We start from the raw sequence: 19,242 nt of genomic DNA on the forward strand, positions 1-19,242 counted from the left end.
GTGACCTCGACTTCGATCGTGGAGAGGTAGTTAAGCTCATCACTGACGATGCGAGGGCGCGCACCCGAATGGCTCCCAGCGCGATGATCCCAGTTCCGGGCGTGACGGTCCAGACACCGAGCTTGCTGCTGACTTGGGTGATCGTCGCGAACTTGGTCTCGTGATCAGACAACGAGTCCATCAGTTCAGAAGACCACGGACCGGATACTTGCTAGCACCATCCCCAACCAACTCGGGGTCGAGTTCAACGCTCGCATCCTCGAAGCGCTCGTGAAGCACGTCATGCCGGTGGTCGACGCGGAGGTTGCGCCCTCGATCGCTTGAGATCGAGATTGGCGCCGGACAGCAGCCTCTGAGGGGCTTCGGCGATAATGGCCCAATGACCGCTACTGAATTTTCTGCTCTCGCTGCGGAGACGTATGTCTCGCTCACCACATTCCGCAAGTCGGGGGAGCCGATAGCGACGCCGGTGTGGGTTGTTGCTGATGGCGACAGGCTGCTGGTCACGACGGCTCCGACGTCGGGCAAAGTAAAGCGCATCCGTCACACGTCGCGAGTCGAGGTAACGCCGTGCGATATGCGGGGCAGTGTTTCCGAAGGGGCGACCACTGTGCAGGCAACAGCAGCAGTGCGTGATGACGAAGCGACCTTGGATGCGATGGATGCCGCGCTGAAGAAAAAGTACGGTGCAAAGTACACGGCCATTCGCCTCGCGCAAAAGGTTCGAGGCACTTCGGGTCAGTCGGTGGCTGTGGAGATTCGGCTCTAGGACGCGCCCACGGCAAAGACATTCTTTTGCGTGCATGTGCGATTTCGGTCGTATTTTCGAGGACTTCAACAACTTTTAATCAGCAAAATAAGAAAAACCTGTGCATAACCGTTTCTACGATGCGAAATTGTGTCACTATTGTCGTCGCCCCCGAAAGGGGGTCAACTCTCGGTTCCCCCGAAACCGAGTGCACCCGTGATCGATGGAGTCCCCGTGTCCCGACCTCGCCACCGTTCCAGAACGCTCAAATCCTGGCTCATACGCGCAAGTACCCCCGCTCTCGCTACCCTATTGACCCTGTCTCTCGCGGGCGGGGGAGCCCTTGTCGCGCTCGCGGCACAAGACAAGCTCGATGATTTCGTGGCGCAAACCTTTGGATGCCCGAACTCCACCGAACTCGTTGTCGTGACGGATCCCACGATCTCGTCTACTGTGCAAACTGTCGCCAACAGTTTCAACGCTGAGTATGTGGGCCAGTGCCTCACGGCGAAGGTCGTCACTCAGCGGTCTGCTGATACCGCAGCGCTGCTAGCCTCCGGCACGTCGACGGGTGCTGATGCGTGGATTCCTGATTCACCCGTCTGGCTGAACCGTGTGGAAAGCACAGCAACTGCGCTCGGTCGAGTTGTTCCTGCAACGCACGAGTGGGATTCCATTGCATCGAGCCCACTCGTGCTCGCAACGCCCGCTGTGAAAGTTGCTGAGTTTGAGGCGGCAGAAGTCGGTTGGGGCGCCATTCTTGCTGGTCGCTACCGCACCCTGCTTCCCGATCCGGAGTCGTCAGCGTCGAGCATGATCGCCCTCGCTACGCTCAACGATCTCGCTGCTGAAGGAGACCCCTCCGACTTCGATCAGGTTCTTACCAACCTGGGGCGGTCCATCCCCGATTCCACGAAGGCAGCATTCGCTGAACTGCAGATCTCGGATTCGCGAATGGTCGCTCTGGCAACGGAACGCGAAATCGTCGAACACAACGCGTCGAACCCTGACGACCCCCTCGTTGCGCTCTATCCCGCAGAGGGAACCGTCGCACTCACCTACCCCTTCGTAGTCGTCGACAATTCCACCGTCTCAGAATTAGAGCTCTCTCGCATGACCGAAGATGAGCGCGGCAAGGTTGCGGATGCTGAAACTACCCGCACCTCGCTGCTCGAAGAATTCGCAGATCTCGTTCGTGGCTCATCTGAGGTGCTGAACGCTGAAGGATTCCGCGACAACGCTGGAGAGGGCGAGATTCTTGCGTCCGGTGTGATTGCGGCCCCGGTTGCCACCAAGAGCGTTGGCGACACTGACGAACTTGTGGGCATTCTGCGCAACTGGAATGCTCTCAACTTGCGCTCGCGCATCCTTACCGTCGTTGATGTTTCTGGTTCTATGCTCGAGCGGGCATGGGATGGTCAGCGCCGCATCGAGATGTTCCAGAACTCGGCAGAAGACGCTTTCAGCACGCTCTCTGAAGACGACGAACTCGGCATGTGGCTGTTCTCTAAAGAGCGGGTCGGCACCGAGGACTGGGAAGATGTCGCAGGCATCCGATCGATGAACGATCCCGAGCACGTGAAGAATCTGCAGGCGATTATCGACACTCTCCCGTCGCGCATCAACGGCTACACGGGCCTCAACGACTCAGTGTTGGCTGCAGTGACGCATATTCGTGAAGATTTCAACCCTGACAAAGTCAACTCAGTGATGTTGATCACCGACGGTCGTAATGAAGACGACAACGGCATCTCGCTCGAGAAGCTGTTGAAAGAACTCACGGTCATGATCGAGAAAAGCAGAGACGAGCCCGTGCCCGTGGTTCTCGTCGGAATTGGCCCAGACACCGACGTCGAAGCGATGCGAAAGATCGCTCAAGTGACCGGCGGAACGGCCTACCAAGCAAACAACCCCACCGAGCTCAGCAATGTCATGCTCGAGGCGTTGTCCCAGCGCGACTGCCGCCCGAACTGCAGTTAGCGAAAAGCCCAGCAGTCTGGCGTGCTACCCGTGGTACTCCAGACTGCTGCGGTCTGCTCTGACGGCGGCGGGACCCGCCGAAGGAGTGGACCGGTCAGGCGCCTGCTGTCGGGGCTGTTTCGGCAGAACCGGCAGCAGGAACGCCTGCGGCAACATCCGCAGCCATGCGTGAACGGCGATCCAAATGGATGCCAGCGACCATGCAGCGAACCGAACCACCAGCCAGCTCGATCGTCGGAATATCGAGCGGCACAATCTCGCAACTCGCCTCGATCACCGAACGCTGAGCACGCGTCAAGCTTCTCAATGCGCGACTCGACAACGCCAAAATTCGGCCGTGAGCACCCCTGAGTTCCAGAGCATTACCCGCGAAGTTCGAGATCTGATCTGCCGTGAGATCAATGAGCGTGCGACCAGGTTCCGTCAAGCGCTCCGCCATCTCCATCCGGCGATCCCCAGAAGCAATCAGGTCGAGCCCGATCATCGCAAAGTCCGTCGCGATGCACATCATGACATTGGTGTGATAAATCGGCACACCATGGCTGTCACGCGCCTCGAACATCATCGGCTCATAACCAAATGACGCACAAAAACGCTCAAGGGCAAGCGGATTCGCGCGGTGCGACTCTGCCGCATAGGCCACCCGATTGGTGTGGTCAATGACCATCGCGCCAGTGCCCTCAAGGTAAATTCCGTCATGTTCCAGACCGGAATAGTCCACAACATCCTGCACTCGAAAGTCGTGCTTCAACATTTCGATCACATCAGTGCGCCGCTCGGTGCGCCGGTTCGGCGCGTACATCGGGTACACCGCAACACGACCACCGCTGTGGGTGGAGAACCAGTTGTTGGGGAACACGCTGTCGGGGCGTGAGCTCTCCGTGTCTTCAAACACGTGGATGTTCACGCCGGCGTCACGCAAAGTCTCCGCCACTTGGGTGGACTCTGCGTACGCGGCGCGAGCAATCTCATCCGGTGATCGTGTGGGATCAGTGGACTGGAAGGCGTTGTCTCCCGCGGTCTGGCTGTTCGGGGTGAACAAATGCGGGCGGATCAGTACTGCGGCGGAAGGCGCCTGAACGCTCATCGACGGCTTAAGCGGTCAGCGCCGGAACGCGCGAAACGAGCGAGAACAGATCCTTGGGGTCTGCCGGGTCGGCGATCAGATCAAGATGAGTTGCGTAGTCAGTGTCGCGAACGGCATCGAAAACGTAACGCAGAGCAGAGAAGTCTTCAATCGCGAAACCGACCGAGTCGAAGAGGGTTACCTCATCGGTTGAGGTGCGGCCGACAGCGGCGCCCGAGAGAACCTGCCACAGTTCGGTGATGGGGGAATCAGCGTCGAGCTGCTGAATCTCGCCCTCAATGCGGGTCTGCTCAGGGAACTCCACAAAGACTGTCGCGTCGCGCACGATAGCGGCTTCGAGTTCAGTCTTACCGGGGCAGTCGCCGCCGATCGCGTTGAGGTGCATTCCCGGTTCGATCATGTCGGCGGTGAGAATCGTGGCGTTCTTCTTGTCTGCGGTGCAGGTCGTGACGATATCGGCCCCGGCAGCGGCATCCGCAGCGGAGGTGGCCCGCACGATTTCGAAACCGAGCGGTTCAATGTTGCGGATGAACTTGTCGAGAGCTGCCGGGTCGGTGTCCCACACGCGCAGGCGTGTGATGCCGAGCCCTGCCCGAAAACCGAGCGCCTGGAACTCTGACTGAGTGCCGGTGCCGATGAGGGCGAGCACGCTCGAGTCGGGGCGTGCGAGCGCCCGCGCAGCCAAGACGGAGGTTGCTGAAGTGCGCAGTGCAGTCAGCAGTGTCATCTCCGAGAGGAAGGTCGGGTAGCCGTTGTCGACACGGGCAAGCATCCCGAGGGCCGTCACGGTTTGGAACCCGAGAGCGGGGTTCGAGGGGTGCCCATTCACATACTTAAAGGCATAGGTTTCGCCGTCACTCGTGGGCATGAGCTCGATGACTCCCTCAGGGGAGTGCGCGGCTACACGGGGGCTCTTGTCGAACTGCTGCCACTTGGCGTAATCCTGCTCAAGGTAGCTGACGATACCCATAATGATTGGCTCGATGCCGGTGTCGGCGATCCAGCGGCTCATGTTGTTGACGTCTACGTAGTGAACCATGGTCACTCCTTTCGTTGCAGTATTACTAGTCCCCACGTTACGAATGTGCACTATGTAGTTACAACTCGCAGTTGACGCGAATATTGACCAATAAATGTGCAAAACTAACGATGCACTTATACACTTTGTGCATGTCTCAACTGGATGATCTCGACCGCCGTCTCCTCGCCGCCCTGCGCGCTGATGCGCGCGAGTCAGTGGCCAGTCTTGCGCGCCGACTCGATGTCACTCGAGCGACCGTAACGAGTCGTATTGACCGCCTCGTCAGCAACGGCACCGTGCTCGGTTTTTCGATCCGAGTTCGCGAAGATCGCGACCCCTCGACCATCCGCGCCATCTCCTTTATCGAGGTAGAAGGGCGATCGACGGATGCCGTCATCCGCAAGTTGCGGGGACTACCCGAGATCCACGAACTCCACACCACGAACGGTGCTTGGGACCTCGTGGCCGACATCCGCACCGACAGCCTCAGCAACTTCGACCGGGTGCTGGCTCGCATGCGCAATGTCGAAGGCGTCGTCAATAGCGAGACGAGCCTGCTGCTCAGCTCCGCGCTGCTGTAGACCGCCGCACTGCTGTAGCCCGCCGAGTTGTAGACCGCCGCACTACCAGTCGCTCGAAAGGCACGAATTGGCGGGGGTCGACGCGCAGAACGGCGCGAGCATCCGCCCCACATTGCTATGCTGAGAGGACAACTGAACATCGGGCCGCAACACGATGCGGGAGAGCCGGGCAGCAGCGCTAATTCAACAGTCGTTGAGCAGCGTCGAGCACGGCACCGAAGGAGCAAGCCTCCCCGCCAATCTCTCAGGTTCATGTACCGCATCGCACTGGCCACTCTGGAAAGAGAACCTCGCATCACCCTGAGGTTCCGCCGACGGTGAAAGCTCACTAGATTCATAGTGTGTGAAGCTCTCAGGCTCATCACAGAGGGGGAGTTCTATTCACTAGCCCACGCGCCAGGAGAACTCCGTGTCCGATGAATCAACCTCGTCAGCATCACCCGCTGACTCTTCACCTGCCTCGGTGAAGTACTCGCCGTTGCACAGCATCCACGAAGAGCTGGGTGCTGCTTTTACTGATTTCGCTGGCTGGATGATGCCGGTGCGATACAGCTCAGATCTCGCCGAGCATCACGCTGTGCGCACTGCCGCAGGCATCTTCGATATTTCGCACATGGCAGAGATTCACGTGCGCGGCGCCGAGGCGGGTGCCTACCTCGACTTCGCGCTCGCCGGAAAGCTCTCAGGCATTGCTCTCGCACAAGCGAAGTACAGTCTGCTGCTGAACGAAGCGGGCGGCATTATTGACGACCTCGTCACGTACCGCCTAGCCGATGACCACTTCCTCGTTGTTGCGAACGCGGGCAACCGTTTCGCTGCGGCAACGGCGCTCACCGAACGCGCTGAGGGCTTCGATGTTGCGGTCACCGACGAGAGCGACGACTACGCGCTCATCGCCGTGCAGGGTCCCGTTTCACGGGCGATCCTCGAAGCGACTGCCGGTCTCACCGGTTTTGCGACGCCGCTCGATGAACTCAAGTACTACCGCAAGACAGCTGCCACCTTCAACGGCACCGACCTCATCATTGGCCGCACGGGCTACACGGGCGAAGACGGTTTCGAGCTGTACATTCATGCGGATGCCGCAGCCGACCTGTGGGCCGCGCTCACGGTTGCCGGCTCACCACTCGGTCTCGTGCCCGCGGGTCTCGCGTGCCGAGACACTCTCCGCCTTGAAGCGGGCATGCCGCTGTACGGTCACGAGCTCAACCTCAGCACCTTCCCCGTGCAGGCCGGGCTTGGCCGTGTTGTCGCGCTCAGCAAAGAGGGCGACTTTGTGGGCCGCAGCGCAATCGAAGCCGGGCCGGATGCCGGTGCTCGTGTTCTCGTCGGTCTCGCCGCTGAGGGCCGCCGCGCCGGTCGCGCGGACTACCTGCTCTTCCACGGTGACAAAGAAGTCGGCGTCATTACCTCGGGTGCGCTTTCGCCAACCCTGGGCCATCCGATCGCTATGGCTTACGTCGATCCTGACGTGAGTGAGGTCGGCACCGAGCTTCACATTGATGTGCGGGGCAGTCGCATTGCTGCATCCGTTGTTTCCCTACCCTTCTATAAAAGAGAGGCCTGATCATGGCTGAGAAGAGCGAATTGCAGTACACCGCCGAGCACGAGTGGGTGCTGGTTGACGGAAACGTCGCGACTGTCGGAATCACCGATTTCGCCGCAGGCAAGCTGGGCGACATCGTTTTCGTTGATCTCCCCAAGGTCGGCGACACCGTTGCCGAGGGCAAGATTGTCGGCGAGATCGAATCGACCAAGTCGGTTGGCGAACTCTTCGCCCCCGTTGCCGGAACCGTCGTTGAATCCAATGACGCTGTTGCCGACAGCCCAGAACTCGTCAACAGCGACCCCTTCGGTGAAGGCTGGCTCGTGAAGATCGAGTTCTCCGAACTCCCGTCGATGCTCAGCCTCGACGAATACACCGCACTGACAGGCGAGTAATGCCCAACACGATTATCAGCGGCACTTTCGCCGACCGTCACATCGGCACGGATGCTGCCGCTCAGGCGAGCATGCTCGCCGCCGTCGGCTACGACAGCCTTGAAGCGCTCGTGGATGCCGCGGTTCCGCCCGCGATTCACCAGACTCCGGTCGTGAACTCCACGATCCCGGCTCCCGCTTCGGAACGCGAAGCGCTCGCCGAACTGCGGGCTCTCGCTGGCGCGAACAAGGTTCGCCGCAGCATGATCGGGCTTGGCTACTACGACACCATCACGCCCGCTGTTATCAAGCGCAATGTGCTCGAGAACCCGAGCTGGTACACGGCCTACACGCCCTACCAGCCGGAGATCTCGCAGGGTCGCCTTGAGGCGCTCATCAACTTCCAGACGATGGTTGCTGACCTCGCCGGCATGACGACGACGAATGCGTCGATGCTCGATGAAGGCACATCGGCTGTCGAGGGAATGTTGCTTGCTCGCCGCGCTGCCCGGGTGGAGTCGAACGTCTTCATCGTCGATGCAGACACTCTTCCTCAGACCAAGGCTCTGCTCGCGAACCGCGCGGAGGCTGTCGGGATTGAGCTTGTTGAGCTTGACTTGGCGGCGTTGGGTGCGAACCCTGAGCTGCCGGAATGCTTCGGCGCGCTCATCCAGTACCCGGGTGCTTCGGGTCTTGTCTGGGATTCGAGCGAGGTAATCGCTGCGGTCAAGGCTCACGGCGGACTCGCTATTGTCGCCGCTGACCTGCTCGCGCTCACTCTTCTTAAGTCGCCTGGCGAGCTCGGCGCAGACGTCGCCGTCGGAACCACGCAGCGTTTCGGCGTTCCGATGGGCTTTGGCGGACCGCACGCCGGCTACATGTCGGTGCGCAAGGGCCTCGAACGTCAGCTGCCCGGCCGTCTCGTTGGAGTGTCTCAGGATGCCGCTGGCGATCCCGCCTACCGGCTCTCGCTGCAGGCTCGCGAGCAGCACATCCGTCGTGAGAAGGCGACCTCCAACATCTGTACCGCTCAGGTTCTGCTCGCGGTCATGGCATCGATGTACGCCGTCTACCACGGACCTCAGGGCCTCAAGCGGATCGCTCAGCGCATTCACCAAGACACCGCGCAGTTCGCCGCTCGCTTGACCGCTGCCGGCTACACGGTGGAGAACAGCACCTTCTTCGACACCCTTTCGGTGACCAAGAAGGGACAGGCTCACGCGATCGCCGCGAAGGCTCTCGAGAGCGACATCCTGCTCTATGTCGTGGATGCTGACACTGTTCGTTTGAGCTTTGACGAAGTATCGACGCAGCCCTACGAGGGTATTTTCGCGGCTCAGAAGAACGACCTAGCGAAGGCTTTTGGGCTGGATGCTGGCTTCGCGTATAGCCCCGACGACGACAGCATTCCCGCCGACCTCAACCGCACGAGTGAGTACCTCGCGCACCCGGTGTTCAACACGCACCGCTCGGAAACGAGCATGATGCGCTACCTCAAGTACCTCGCCGACAAAGATTATGCGCTCGACCGTGGCATGATTCCGCTGGGCTCGTGCACCATGAAGCTCAACGCGGCGACCGAGATGGAAGCCGTGAGCTGGCCGGAGTTTGCGGGCATCCACCCCTTCGCTCCCGCGGAAGACGTGGCCGGGTACATGGTCATGATTTCGCATTTGGAGTCGTGGCTTGCTGAAGTCACCGGTTACGACACCGCGTCACTACAGCCGAACGCCGGCAGCCAGGGTGAGCTCGCTGGACTGCTCGCGATTCGTGGTTACCACCGCGCGAACGGCGATTTCGATCGCACGATTTGCCTCATTCCTTCAAGCGCCCACGGCACCAACGCGGCCAGCGCAGTGCTTGCAGGGATGCGCGTCGTCGTCGTGGCCTGTGACGAACTCGGCAACGTTGACCTCGGCGACTTGCGTGCCAAGATCACCGAGCACGCGAGTGAAATCGCGGCGCTCATGATCACCTACCCCTCCACCCACGGTGTCTACGAGCATGAAGTGCGTGAAATCACGCAGGCAGTTCACGACGCTGGTGGACAGGTGTACGTTGATGGTGCCAATCTCAACGCCCTGCTCGGCTACGCGCGCTTCGGTGACTTCGGCGGAGACGTCAGCCACCTCAACCTGCACAAGACCTTCTGCATCCCGCACGGTGGCGGCGGGCCCGGCGTTGGTCCGGTCGTTGCGAAAGCACACCTCGCCGCGTTCTTGCCTGGGCACCCGATGGCGCAGAGCCAGCAGCATCCTGCTTTCGACATGCAGACCGGTGAAGCCGGACCGTATGTTCACAGTGGGGGAGCGGTCAGCGCTGCGCCCTACGGTAGCCCGAGCATCTTGCCCATCACGTGGGCCTACGTGCGCATGATGGGTTCGGCAGGCCTCAAGGCTGCCACCGGTGCCGCTGTTCTCGCGGCCAACTATGTCGCTGTTCGACTGCGCGAGCACTACCCGGTGCTGTACGCGGGAGACAACGGTCTTGTAGCTCACGAGTGCATCCTCGACCTGCGTCCCCTCAAGGAGGCCACGGGGATCGACAACAACGACGTCGCCAAGCGTCTCATCGACTACGGGTTCCACGCTCCGACGATGTCGTTCCCGGTGTCGGGCACGCTCATGGTTGAACCGACCGAGAGCGAAGACCTCGCCGAGCTCGATCGTTTCATCGACGCGATGATTGCCATCAAGGACGAAGCGGATGCTGTTGCTGTCGGAACGTGGCCGGCCGACGATAACCCACTCATCAACGCTCCGCACACGGCGCAGTCGGCCGTGTCGAGTGACTGGCCGCACGCCTACTCGCGGGAGCAAGCGGTGTACCCGTTGACGTCGCTTGTTTCGGGCAAGTATTGGCCTCCGGTTCGTCGAGTGGATAACGCCTATGGTGACCGCAATTTGGTCTGCTCATGCCCTCCCATTGAGGCATTTGCTCACTAGCTGAAGGCACTAATTCTGCTCATTGGTGCGGATGATGGCGCGTGCGGAGCCGAAAATGTTCGGCTCTGTACGCGCCTTTTCTGTCTCTACAGTGGGAGTTGGGCGCCCGAGGCGGCACGTATGGGCGCGGCCTAGTCGCTAGTGCTGCTCACACCGAATAACGCCGGAAAGCTGCCGACAGCCCACCCGTAGCCGACAAATATCGCGGCGTCGATGATCGTGTGGGCGATCACGAGCGGCAGTACGCGACGGTAGCGGGTGTAAAGCCAGCCAAAGAGCAATCCCATAGCAACGTTGCCGATAAAGGCTCCGATGCCCTGGTACAGGTGGTACGTGCCGCGCAGGAGCGCCGTGGAAATAATGATTTGCCAGCGGCCCCAGCCCAGGTCGCCGAGGCGGGCATAGAGGTAGCCGATCACGATCACTTCTTCAGTGATTCCGGCGCGCAGCGCGGAGAGCAGCAATACGGGCACGGTCCACCAGTACTGGTCGAGCGCGGCGGGAACGACGTTGACGGTCACTCCCAACGCGCGCCCTCCCAGGTAGACGGCTATGCCGGGAATGCCGATGAGGAGGGCGAGGCCCACTCCGCTGAGCCCATCCCGTGCAGGTCGAGTGAAGTCGATTCCTAAGCGGGAGAGTCGCGGTTTCTGGGCGTTCCAGAGAAGAAACGCGACGAGTGCGACAGGCGCGAGGTCGAACGTGATCCCGAGCAATTGGTAGATCAGGTCAAACGTGGGGCGGGGGCTGAGCGAGGAATTCAGAGTCGCCGTCTGTTGAGACAGAGATTCGGGCCGAGTGAGTCGATTCGTGATCGACACGATTGAATAAATCGCGGATGCGCCAAGAGAGAGCGCGAGAACGATCGAAATCTCACCCCAGATTCTGCCTCTCGTGGGGAGGTCAGGCGATGGATAACTCACGCGGCAGGGCGCATGGCACAGGCCGGGGTTCCTCCCGGTAGACGGTGTCGGAATCGCGCGACGAAGCGGTAGCCGAGGGCGGCGATGGTGTTGAAGGGCTCAGTCGCGATGAGGTGCCCCAAGAAGCGCCATCCGAAGTTCGGTTGGCTTCTGAGCAGCATCGAAAAGGCGAGATGGCCAGCGAATTGTCGAGTAGGAGTCACAAACCAGGCCGCTTTGTCGACGTCATCTTGAGTGAGCGCATAATCGTCGAGATTGATCCATTGCCACGGGGTTGTGGCGGGAAAAGTGGGCAATAGAGCCTCAAGGCGATCGACCCAGAGCGTGCAGAAGGCGCAATCGCCGTCGAAGATGAGAACGGTCTGGGAAGGGCTCAAAGTCGGGCTCGATAGCGACATGAATTGATGTTAACGCATGATGCTGAGCGCTTGTCTTGCGGAGTTTGCGCACTAATTCTGTGAATTACACCCTATGTGCGCGGGATACCTGCAAAGTCTGCACATAATCTTCACGAGCGTTACCGCGGTGTAACGTTTGGCTTTACAGTTTTGATTGGGGTATCCCCCCGATTTAGGGTGTGAACTATCAAGCGCGGTGCGGCGCCACAATTTCCGTGCCGCTAGCGCAATTCTGCACAGGAGGAAACATTGAAGAGATCACGCATAGGCATCAGTGCAGTCGCACTGCTGTCAGCCTCAGCACTCGCACTTGCGGGTTGCTCGGCGAGCGAGGCGCCCGCCGAAGGCGACACCGCCGCGATCATCACGACCAACGGTAGTGAGCCACAGCAGGCGCTCATTCCGACGAACACCACCGAAACCGGTGGCGGCAAAGTAGTTACATCAATTTTCGCGGGTCTCGTCTCGTACACCGCTGACGGCGATGTCGTCAACGAGGTAGCGGAGTCGATCGAGTCCGAAGATGGCCAGAACTGGACCGTCACGCTGAACGATGGATGGACCTTCACCAACGGTGAGGCAGTCACGTCAGATTCGTTCGTGAAGGCATGGCAGTACGGTGCACTGCTCAGCAACGCGCAGAGCTCCTCGTACTTCTTCGACAACATCGAGGGCTTCAGCTACGACGAAGATTCAGAACTCACCGGACTTGAGGTCGTTAGCGACACCGAGTTCACCGTTGCTCTGAACAACCCCGAAGCTGACTTCCCGCTGCGTCTCGGCTACTCGGCATTCATGCCGCTCCCTGAGTCGGCTTGGGAAGACCTTGACGCTTTCGGCGAGAACCCCGTAGGTAACGGTCCGTACATGCTCGATGGCGAAGACGCTTGGCAGCACGATGTGCAGATCGACCTCGTCACGAACCCTGACTACGACGGCGTACGCAAGCCCGTAAACGGTGGCGTTTCGATCATCTTCTACACGAGCCAAGACGCAGCATATGCTGACGCTCTCGGTGGCAACCTCGACATCCTCGATGCTGTCCCCGACTCGGCATTCGCCACGTACGAAGCTGACTTCCCCGGTCGTTCGGTGAACCAGCCTGCGGCAATCTTCCAGGCGTTCAACATGCCCTACTACCTCGAGCACTGGTCGGGCGAAGAGGGCAAGCTGCGTCGTGCAGCTATCTCGATGTCGATCGACCGCGCTGAGATCACGGATGTCATCTTCCAGGGCACCCGCACTCCCGCGACCGACTTCACCTCGCCGGTAATCGCTGGTCACTCCGACAACCTTGCCGGTGCTGAAGTTCTTGACTTCAACCCTGACGAGGCAAAGAAGCTGTGGGCAGAAGCCGACGCAATTTCACCCTACGGAGACACCGTCTTCGACCTCGCGTACAACGCAGATGGTGGACACCAGGCATGGGTTGACGCTGTTGTAAACAGCATCAGCAACACGCTCGGAATCGAAGCTGTCGGTAAGGCATACCCGACGTTCAAGGACGCGCTCAACGACCGTGACGCTAACGCGCTCACCGGTGCAACGCGTGCTGGATGGCAGGCTGACTACCCGTCGCTGTACAACTTCCTCGGCCCGCTCTACGTTGATGGCGCTGGCTCGAACAAGGAAGGCTACTCGAGCCCCGAGTTCGAGAAGATCCTGGCTGAGGGTGCTAGCGCATCGTCGGTAGAAGAGGCAACGGCGAAGTACCAGGAAGCTCAGGAAGTCCTCCTGGTCGACCTTCCTTCGATCCCGCTGTGGTACTCGAACGTCACCGGTGTCTACTCAGACAGCGTTGACAACGTTGTATTCGGTTGGGACTCTGTCCCGCTGTACAACGAGGTAACTAAGGGCTAATTAGCCTCTAGCTTTACCCAGTTTCCACTCTCAACGTGTGATGCCCGGGGCTATTTTCGGCCCCGGGCATTACACTGAGTACCCTCATTCAGTGATTGTGACTCTTATGCTTATCCGTTCCTTAGAGGGAACCATCTGATGTTTTGGTACGCAGGCAAGCGTTTCCTCCAGATGATCCCCGTGTTTTTCGGCGCGACATTCTTGATCTACTTCATGGTGTTCGCAGTCCCCGGCGATCCAATCGCGGCGCTCTACGGAGACCGCCCCCCAGCTCCCGGAGTCATCGAGCTCATCAGAGCCGAGTACAACCTCGACAAGCCATTCATCGTTCAGTACCTGCTCTACATCGGTGGGCTATTCCAAGGTGACTTCGGCACTACGTTCTCTGGCCGTGCGGTCTCCGATGTCATGGCTCAGGCCTTCCCCATCACCGCTCGCCTCGCACTCCTCGCTCTTGCCTTCGAAGCTGTCTTTGGCATCATCGTTGGACTCGTCGCTGGACTGCGCAAGGGAAAGCTCTTCGACGCTTCCGCTCTCGTCATCAGCCTCTTGCTCATCTCGGTGCCTACGTTCGTCGTCGGTTTCGTGCTGCAGTTCATTTTCGGTATTCAGCTCGGCTGGGCGAGAACAACAGTCAGCGGCGACGCCCCCTGGGGCGAATTGATCATGCCAGCCATCGTGCTTGCTTCTGTATCGTTCGCCTACATCGTCCGCTTGACACGCGCCAGCGTCGCCGACAACCTCGGCGCTGACTTCGTGCGCACTGCGACAGCCAAAGGGCTATCTCGACGTCGAGTGGTCACTGTTCACGTGCTGCGCAACTCGCTCGTTCCCGTCGTTACCTACCTCGGTGTCGACATCGGATCGCTCATGGTTGGTGCCATCGTGACCGAGGGAATCTTCAACATCAACGGTGTCGGTGGAACCGTCTACCGAGCAATCACGTTGGGAGAGGGCCCGACGGTCGTCTCGTTTGTCGCGGTGATGGTCATCATCTTCGTGCTCGCCAACTTGCTCGTCGACCTTCTGTACGCCGCGCTCGACCCAAGGATTCGTTATGCCAAGTAACAACACTGGCCGTGAACGGCCAGGCCAAGATCACTTCATCGCCTCGCTCGCGGAAACTCCGGTCGCCGAGATTGATCAGGTTGATGAGTCGGGCAAGGCTCGCAGCACGTGGACTGACGCGTGGGAAGCCATGCGTCGTCGGCCCATGTTCTGGATCTCGTCTGTGCTCATTTTCATCATCGTGATTGTCGCGATCTTCCCCGGGCTGTTTGCCACGTACAGTCCAACGGAGTGCTACCTGAAGTTCAGCGACGGCGGCCCAGAAGCTGGGCATCCGCTCGGATTCACTCGTCAGGGCTGCGACGTGTACTCGCGAATCATCTTTGGAACTCAGGCTTCGGTAACTATCGGACTCTTGACGACCATCATGGTGACCCTCTTCGGGGGGATCGTTGGTGCTCTGGCAGGCTTCTACGGCGGACTACTCGACTCGTTCGTGTCGCGAATTGGTGACATCTTCTTCGCAATCCCCACCGTTCTTGGTGCAATCGTCGTTATCTCGGTCATCCCCGTTCGCGACGCCCTTTCGGTATCACTCATCCTCGCGCTGTTCGCCTGGCCACAGATTGCCCGCATCATGCGCGGTGCTGTCTTGTCTGCGCGCAACTCGGACTACGTCACGGCCTCGGCCGCACTGGGCGTCTCGCGATTCAAGACGCTCGTGCGTCACGTGGTTCCGAACGCGATCGCTCCGGTAATCGTTATTGCGACCGTTTCTTTGGGAATCTTTATCGTGGCGGAAGCCACTCTGGGGTTCCTGGGAATCGGCCTCCCCCCGACAGTCATGTCGTGGGGAAACGACATCAATCAGGCTCGAGTATCGATCCGCACAAACCCGCAAACGCTGCTGCTGCCCTCTGCCGCACTGTCGATTACGGTTCTTGCTTTCTTGATGTTCGGCGACGTAGTTCGCGATGCCCTTGACCCGGAAGCGAGAGCACGCCGATGACCCATCCAGAAACAGTTCCCGTGTCGGCCGAATCCTCGAACGAGGAAACGCCACTGCTCAAGATTCGCAACCTCGAAGTAGGCTTTGAGACCCAGCGTGGGCTCGTTCCCGCCGTTCGCGGAATCGACCTCACCCTGTATCAGGGACAGTCGCTCGCGATCGTGGGAGAGTCCGGTTCGGGCAAGTCCACCACTGCTCAAGCAGTGATTGGCCTTCTCCCAGGAACAGGCAAGGTCTCGGGCGGTTCGATCGAGTTCGAGGGCCACGACCTCACCAAGTTCTCTGACGGAGAATTTGCACAGGTTCGAGGTAGCCAAATCGGCTACGTGCCTCAGGACCCGATGTCGAACCTCAACCCGGTCTGGAGCATTGGCTTCCAGGTTGAAGAAGCGATCAAGGCTAACGGAATCGCTCAGGGTAAAGAAGCGCGTCAGCGCACCATTGAGGTGCTTCAAGAAGCAGGCCTGAGCGACGCCGGGGAACGACTCAAGCAGTTCCCGCACCAGTTCTCGGGCGGAATGCGTCAGCGCGTGCTCATTGGTATAGGGCTTTCGGCTCGACCGAAGCTGTTGATCGCTGACGAGCCTACGTCTGCACTCGACGTTACGGTTCAGCGCCAGATCCTTGACCACTTGCAATCGCTCACGCGTGACTACGGCACTTCCGTGCTGTTCATCACCCACGACCTCGGCCTTGCCGCAGAACGTGCTGAGCAGCTAGTCGTGATGTACAAGGGCAAGGTTGTTGAGTCAGGGCCGTCACGGGCCATTCTCGAGAACCCGCAGCATCCGTACACTCAGCGCTTGGTCGCTGCGGCACCGAGCCTCGCCTCGCGTCGTATTCAGTCGATCAAGTCCGCCAAGCAGTCGGACGACGACGTGCGTATCTTCGGAGAAGGTTCGCTCGATGACGCCCTGATTGCTCGCGCTGCAAGCCGCGAAGCGAGCGCTACAGAAGATCTGATCAAGGTGAGCAACATCACCAAGGTCTACGAGATTCGCAAGCAGGGATTCCGCAAAGACAAGCTCCTCGCTGTTAACGACATTTCGTTTGGCGTGAAGAAAGGCACCACAACCGCGTTGGTTGGGGAGTCCGGTTCGGGCAAGTCGACGGTCGCAAAGCTGATCTTGCAGCTCGAGTCACTCACGAGCGGAACCATTGAGTTTGACGGCCGGAACCTCGCCGGAATCAAGGGCCAGGAGCTCTTGGAATTCCGTCGTCGCGTTCAGCCTGTATTCCAAGACCCGTATGGATCGCTCGACCCGCAGTACAGCGTGGGCAACACCATCGCGGAACCGCTTCTTGCTCACAAGATCGGCACCGCGAAGGAACGCTTCAACCGTGTGAGCGAACTGCTCGATCAAGTGTCGCTTCCGCAGGCTGCACGTCACCGTTACCCCGGCGAACTGTCCGGCGGCCAGCGTCAACGTGTAGCAATCGCTCGTGCCTTGGCGCTCAAGCCGGAAGTTCTCGTGCTCGATGAAGCAGTATCTGCTCTCGACGTGCTCGTGCAGGGACAGGTTCTGAACCTGCTCACCGAACTGCAGACGGAGCTCGACCTGACGTACCTCTTCATCACTCACGACCTCGCGGTTGTGCGCCTCGTCGCCGACAACGTGTGCGTGATGCAGGGTGGTCGCATCGTCGAAGCCGCCTCGACAGACGAAGTGTTCGAGAACTCGACCAACCCGTACACTCGGGAATTGCTCGAAGCCATCCCTGGCGCCAATATCAAACTCGGCGCTTAGTTTATTAGTGCAGAAGGGCCGTTCCCCCTCGGGGAGCGGCCCTTCTGACTTAGACTCGTTTCTAGCGTGCCACCGCGCGCTGCGAGTTCGTGTGCAGGAGGTTCAGTGAGCGCCACAAGAATCACGGCGACCCTGGCAATCGCCGCCGCCACCGCGATCGTGCTAGCCGGTTGTGTGCCTCAAGCGTCCCCGACGATTGAGGGATCTGAACTGACGGTTGCCGTCACTGAGCCCTACACCTCGGGCAATCCCGCGACTGCTTTCGGCACCGGAGATACCAACGAGAGCATTGCTTACGCGACAGGCACGGGCTTCACTTACTTCACTGCAGACTCTGAACTAGTGCGCGATGAATCCTTCGGGCACTTCGAGAAAGTGTCCGATGACCCCCTTGCCGTGACCTACACCGTGGCAGACGGAGTGCGCTGGTCGGACGGCTCAGCTGTCGATGCCGTCGACTTGTTGCTCGAATGGGCTGCGACATCCGGCGCTCTCAACGCTGCGGATGCTGATGCCGCGAGCACCGTTGACCCTGAGACGGGCGCGCCCATTGATCGTTCGGACCCCCGTGTGCTGTTTGACGCTAGCGCGAGTGAGGATGCGGGAATCGGGCTCGTCACTGAGCTGCCACAAATGAGTGACGACCGAATGTCGCTCACGCTTGTTTTTGATGAACCGACTGCGGACTGGCAGACGGCTTTCTTCGGCCCCGGTTCGTTCGCAAAGCCGGCGCACGTCGTGGGAATGATGGCATTCGCGAGCGATGACGCGATCACCGCCAAAGAGCGCGTGTACTCCGCGATTGCTGGTGACAGCGACGTTGACCTCGCCGCGGTTGCCCGCACGTGGAACACCGTATTCAATTTCTCAGGGATGCCGGCTAACAAGAGCCTCGTCGTATCGAGCGGCCCCTATGTGATCTCGGAATTTGTTGCTAACCAGTACGTCACGCTGCGCGCCAATGAAAACTACACAGGCATGCGTGAAGCAACGTTCCAAGAGATTCGGGTGCGCTTCATGAGCGACCCGCTCGCTCAAGCTCAAGCGCTGCTCGTCGGAGCAGTGCAGATCGCAATACCGTCGATGAACAGCGATGTGCGGGATGCCCTTGCCACCATGGATGCGACGATTCGCGATGGCAGTACCGACAGCTTTGAGCACCTCGACCTCCAGTTCGCGCAGTCAAAGAGTGGAGTCTTCGATGACCCTCTCGTGCGACAGGCGTTTTTGAAGACCGTGCCGCGGACAGAAATTGTGGCAACTGTGCTGGCCAACGTGCAACCTCGTGCGAAGCCGCGTGATTCTTTCCTTTTTGCACCGGGCGACCCTGGCTACCGCAGCGCGCGTTCCGCCAACGGTTCAGCGGAGTACGCCGAGCCCGATGTCGCGGGAGCGAAGGCGCTGCTGGCTGAAGCGGGAGTTTCTCAGCCCGCCGTCTGCATCCTGTATGCCGCGGACGATGCCATGCGTGCCGCTGAATACGCGCTCATCGCAGAGTCTGCCGGTGCTGCTGGCTTCGTGGTAACAGACTGCTCTCGTGACGACTGGCAAGAGACCCTCGGCACGCCGGAGGCCTACGACGCCGCACTCTTGAGTTGGCAGAACTCACGACCCGGTGTGGGAGTTGCGCCCGCCGTGTTCTCAACAGATGGCTATGCCAACCTCAACTACTTCTCCGACTCGACGGTTGATTCGCTGCTGGCCGATGCTGGTTCGGTGTCGATCGACAGCGACGAACAGACTGCGCTGCTGAAAGAGGCGGATGCTGCGCTCTGGGCCGCTGCCTACGGCATGCCCTTGTTCCAGCATCCCGCCACAATTGCCTTTGATCAGGACCGAGTGGAGAACGTTTCGTTGTCATCGCTCAGCCCCGGTGTGTGGTGGAACGTCTGGGAGTGGAAGCCGTAAAGTGCTCGGCTGCAACATTTCTTGCTAAACAGGGTAAACTGGTTGAGCAGGATACTCTGAACGATCTTCTGCGTCCTCCCAAGATCTTAACCCGGTGGCACTCGTC

The 19,242-nt window shown here is 59.8% G+C and carries 15 protein-coding genes and 1 riboswitch; of the genes, 11 read left to right on the plus strand and 4 right to left on the minus strand.

The genetic code is table 11. From position 1 onward, the window contains the following. The first annotated feature begins 379 nt into the window (after positions 1-379). The gene (locus tag AACZ26_RS10515; protein WP_339621370.1) at positions 380-769 is read left to right on the plus strand and encodes a PPOX class F420-dependent oxidoreductase; all 390 of its coding nucleotides are present in this window, start codon (positions 380-382) and stop codon (positions 767-769) included. 291 nt (positions 770-1,060) lie between these two features. Then, complete coding sequence (locus AACZ26_RS10520) at positions 1,061-2,728, plus strand: VWA domain-containing protein (protein WP_339621372.1); 1,668 nt, start codon at positions 1,061-1,063, stop codon at positions 2,726-2,728. A gap of 94 nt (positions 2,729-2,822) precedes the next feature. Here AACZ26_RS10520 and AACZ26_RS10525 read toward each other — a convergent pair whose 3' ends face one another. Next, positions 2,823-3,815, minus strand: coding sequence for a citrulline utilization hydrolase CtlX (locus AACZ26_RS10525; RefSeq protein WP_339621374.1), 993 nt, complete (start codon positions 3,813-3,815; stop codon positions 2,823-2,825). 7 nt (positions 3,816-3,822) lie between these two features. Next, positions 3,823-4,854, minus strand: a complete 1,032-nt coding sequence (locus AACZ26_RS10530; RefSeq protein ID WP_339621377.1) for an ornithine cyclodeaminase — start codon at positions 4,852-4,854, stop codon at positions 3,823-3,825. 131 nt (positions 4,855-4,985) lie between these two features. Here AACZ26_RS10530 and AACZ26_RS10535 point away from each other — a divergent pair, with 131 nt between their 5' ends. From AACZ26_RS10535 to gcvP, 4 genes are all read left to right on the plus strand, one after another. Further along, positions 4,986-5,417: an Lrp/AsnC family transcriptional regulator gene (locus AACZ26_RS10535; protein ID WP_339621379.1), complete on the plus strand. Its 432-nt coding sequence runs from the start codon at positions 4,986-4,988 to the stop codon at positions 5,415-5,417. 147 nt (positions 5,418-5,564) lie between these two features. Then, a riboswitch (glycine riboswitch) is annotated at positions 5,565-5,687 on the plus strand. Between the two features lie 139 nt (positions 5,688-5,826). Next, positions 5,827-6,984: a glycine cleavage system aminomethyltransferase GcvT gene (gene gcvT, locus AACZ26_RS10540; protein ID WP_339621381.1), complete on the plus strand. Its 1,158-nt coding sequence runs from the start codon at positions 5,827-5,829 to the stop codon at positions 6,982-6,984. A gap of 2 nt (positions 6,985-6,986) precedes the next feature. Then, entirely contained in the window at positions 6,987-7,358 is a 372-nt protein-coding gene (gcvH, locus tag AACZ26_RS10545) for a glycine cleavage system protein GcvH (RefSeq protein ID WP_197134092.1), read from the plus strand. Further along, positions 7,358-10,282, plus strand: a complete 2,925-nt coding sequence (gene gcvP, locus AACZ26_RS10550) for an aminomethyl-transferring glycine dehydrogenase (RefSeq protein WP_339621385.1) — start codon at positions 7,358-7,360, stop codon at positions 10,280-10,282. Before gcvH ends, gcvP begins: the two co-directional genes overlap by 1 nt. A 131-nt stretch (positions 10,283-10,413) precedes the next feature. Here gcvP and AACZ26_RS10555 read toward each other — a convergent pair whose 3' ends face one another. Both AACZ26_RS10555 and AACZ26_RS10560 read right to left on the minus strand, forming a co-directional pair. After that, positions 10,414-11,205 carry a CPBP family intramembrane glutamic endopeptidase gene (locus tag AACZ26_RS10555; RefSeq protein ID WP_339621387.1) on the minus strand — a complete coding sequence of 264 codons (792 nt, stop codon included), beginning with the start codon at positions 11,203-11,205 and terminating at the stop codon, positions 10,414-10,416. After that, positions 11,202-11,603, minus strand: coding sequence for a DCC1-like thiol-disulfide oxidoreductase family protein (locus tag AACZ26_RS10560; protein ID WP_339621388.1), 402 nt, complete (start codon positions 11,601-11,603; stop codon positions 11,202-11,204). The genes AACZ26_RS10555 and AACZ26_RS10560 overlap by 4 nt, the downstream gene beginning before the upstream one ends. Positions 11,604-11,852: 249 nt before the next feature. Between AACZ26_RS10560 and AACZ26_RS10565 the strand changes: the two genes are divergently transcribed. From AACZ26_RS10565 to AACZ26_RS10585, 5 genes are all read left to right on the plus strand, one after another. Then, positions 11,853-13,463: an ABC transporter substrate-binding protein gene (locus AACZ26_RS10565; protein ID WP_339621390.1), complete on the plus strand. Its 1,611-nt coding sequence runs from the start codon at positions 11,853-11,855 to the stop codon at positions 13,461-13,463. 138 nt (positions 13,464-13,601) lie between these two features. Further along, positions 13,602-14,531 (plus strand): ABC transporter permease, encoded by a 930-nt coding sequence (locus AACZ26_RS10570; protein ID WP_339621392.1) that lies wholly within the window; start codon positions 13,602-13,604, stop codon positions 14,529-14,531. Further along, on the plus strand, positions 14,521-15,480 hold the full coding sequence (locus AACZ26_RS10575) for an ABC transporter permease (RefSeq protein ID WP_339621393.1): 960 nt from the start codon (positions 14,521-14,523) through the stop codon (positions 15,478-15,480). Before AACZ26_RS10570 ends, AACZ26_RS10575 begins: the two co-directional genes overlap by 11 nt. Further along, positions 15,477-17,228, plus strand: a complete 1,752-nt coding sequence (locus AACZ26_RS10580) for an ABC transporter ATP-binding protein (protein WP_339621394.1) — start codon at positions 15,477-15,479, stop codon at positions 17,226-17,228. Before AACZ26_RS10575 ends, AACZ26_RS10580 begins: the two co-directional genes overlap by 4 nt. 105 nt (positions 17,229-17,333) lie before the next feature. After that, positions 17,334-19,136, plus strand: coding sequence for an ABC transporter family substrate-binding protein (locus tag AACZ26_RS10585; RefSeq protein WP_339621395.1), 1,803 nt, complete (start codon positions 17,334-17,336; stop codon positions 19,134-19,136). Positions 19,137-19,242: the final 106 nt, after the last annotated feature.

It is taken from the genome of uncultured Salinibacterium sp. (assembly GCF_963974405.1).
Taxonomy (GTDB): Bacteria; Actinomycetota; Actinomycetes; order Actinomycetales; family Microbacteriaceae; genus Rhodoglobus.

Bases quoted from the DNA above. Each gene is read 5' to 3' on its own strand.
- AACZ26_RS10515 (WP_339621370.1), top strand. From the start codon at position 380: ATGACCGCTACTGAATTTTCTGCTCTCGCTGCGGAGACGTATGTCTCG.
- AACZ26_RS10525 (WP_339621374.1), bottom strand. From the start codon at position 3,815: ATGAGCGTTCAGGCGCCTTCCGCCGCAGTACTGATCCGCCCGCATTTG.
- AACZ26_RS10530 (WP_339621377.1), bottom strand. From the start codon at position 4,854: ATGGTTCACTACGTAGACGTCAACAACATGAGCCGCTGGATCGCCGAC.
- AACZ26_RS10535 (WP_339621379.1), top strand. From the start codon at position 4,986: ATGTCTCAACTGGATGATCTCGACCGCCGTCTCCTCGCCGCCCTGCGC.
- gcvH (WP_197134092.1), top strand. From the start codon at position 6,987: ATGGCTGAGAAGAGCGAATTGCAGTACACCGCCGAGCACGAGTGGGTG.
- gcvP (WP_339621385.1), top strand. From the start codon at position 7,358: ATGCCCAACACGATTATCAGCGGCACTTTCGCCGACCGTCACATCGGC.
- AACZ26_RS10560 (WP_339621388.1), bottom strand. From the start codon at position 11,603: ATGTCGCTATCGAGCCCGACTTTGAGCCCTTCCCAGACCGTTCTCATC.
- AACZ26_RS10570 (WP_339621392.1), top strand. From the start codon at position 13,602: ATGTTTTGGTACGCAGGCAAGCGTTTCCTCCAGATGATCCCCGTGTTT.
- AACZ26_RS10575 (WP_339621393.1), top strand. From the start codon at position 14,521: ATGCCAAGTAACAACACTGGCCGTGAACGGCCAGGCCAAGATCACTTC.
- AACZ26_RS10580 (WP_339621394.1), top strand. From the start codon at position 15,477: ATGACCCATCCAGAAACAGTTCCCGTGTCGGCCGAATCCTCGAACGAG.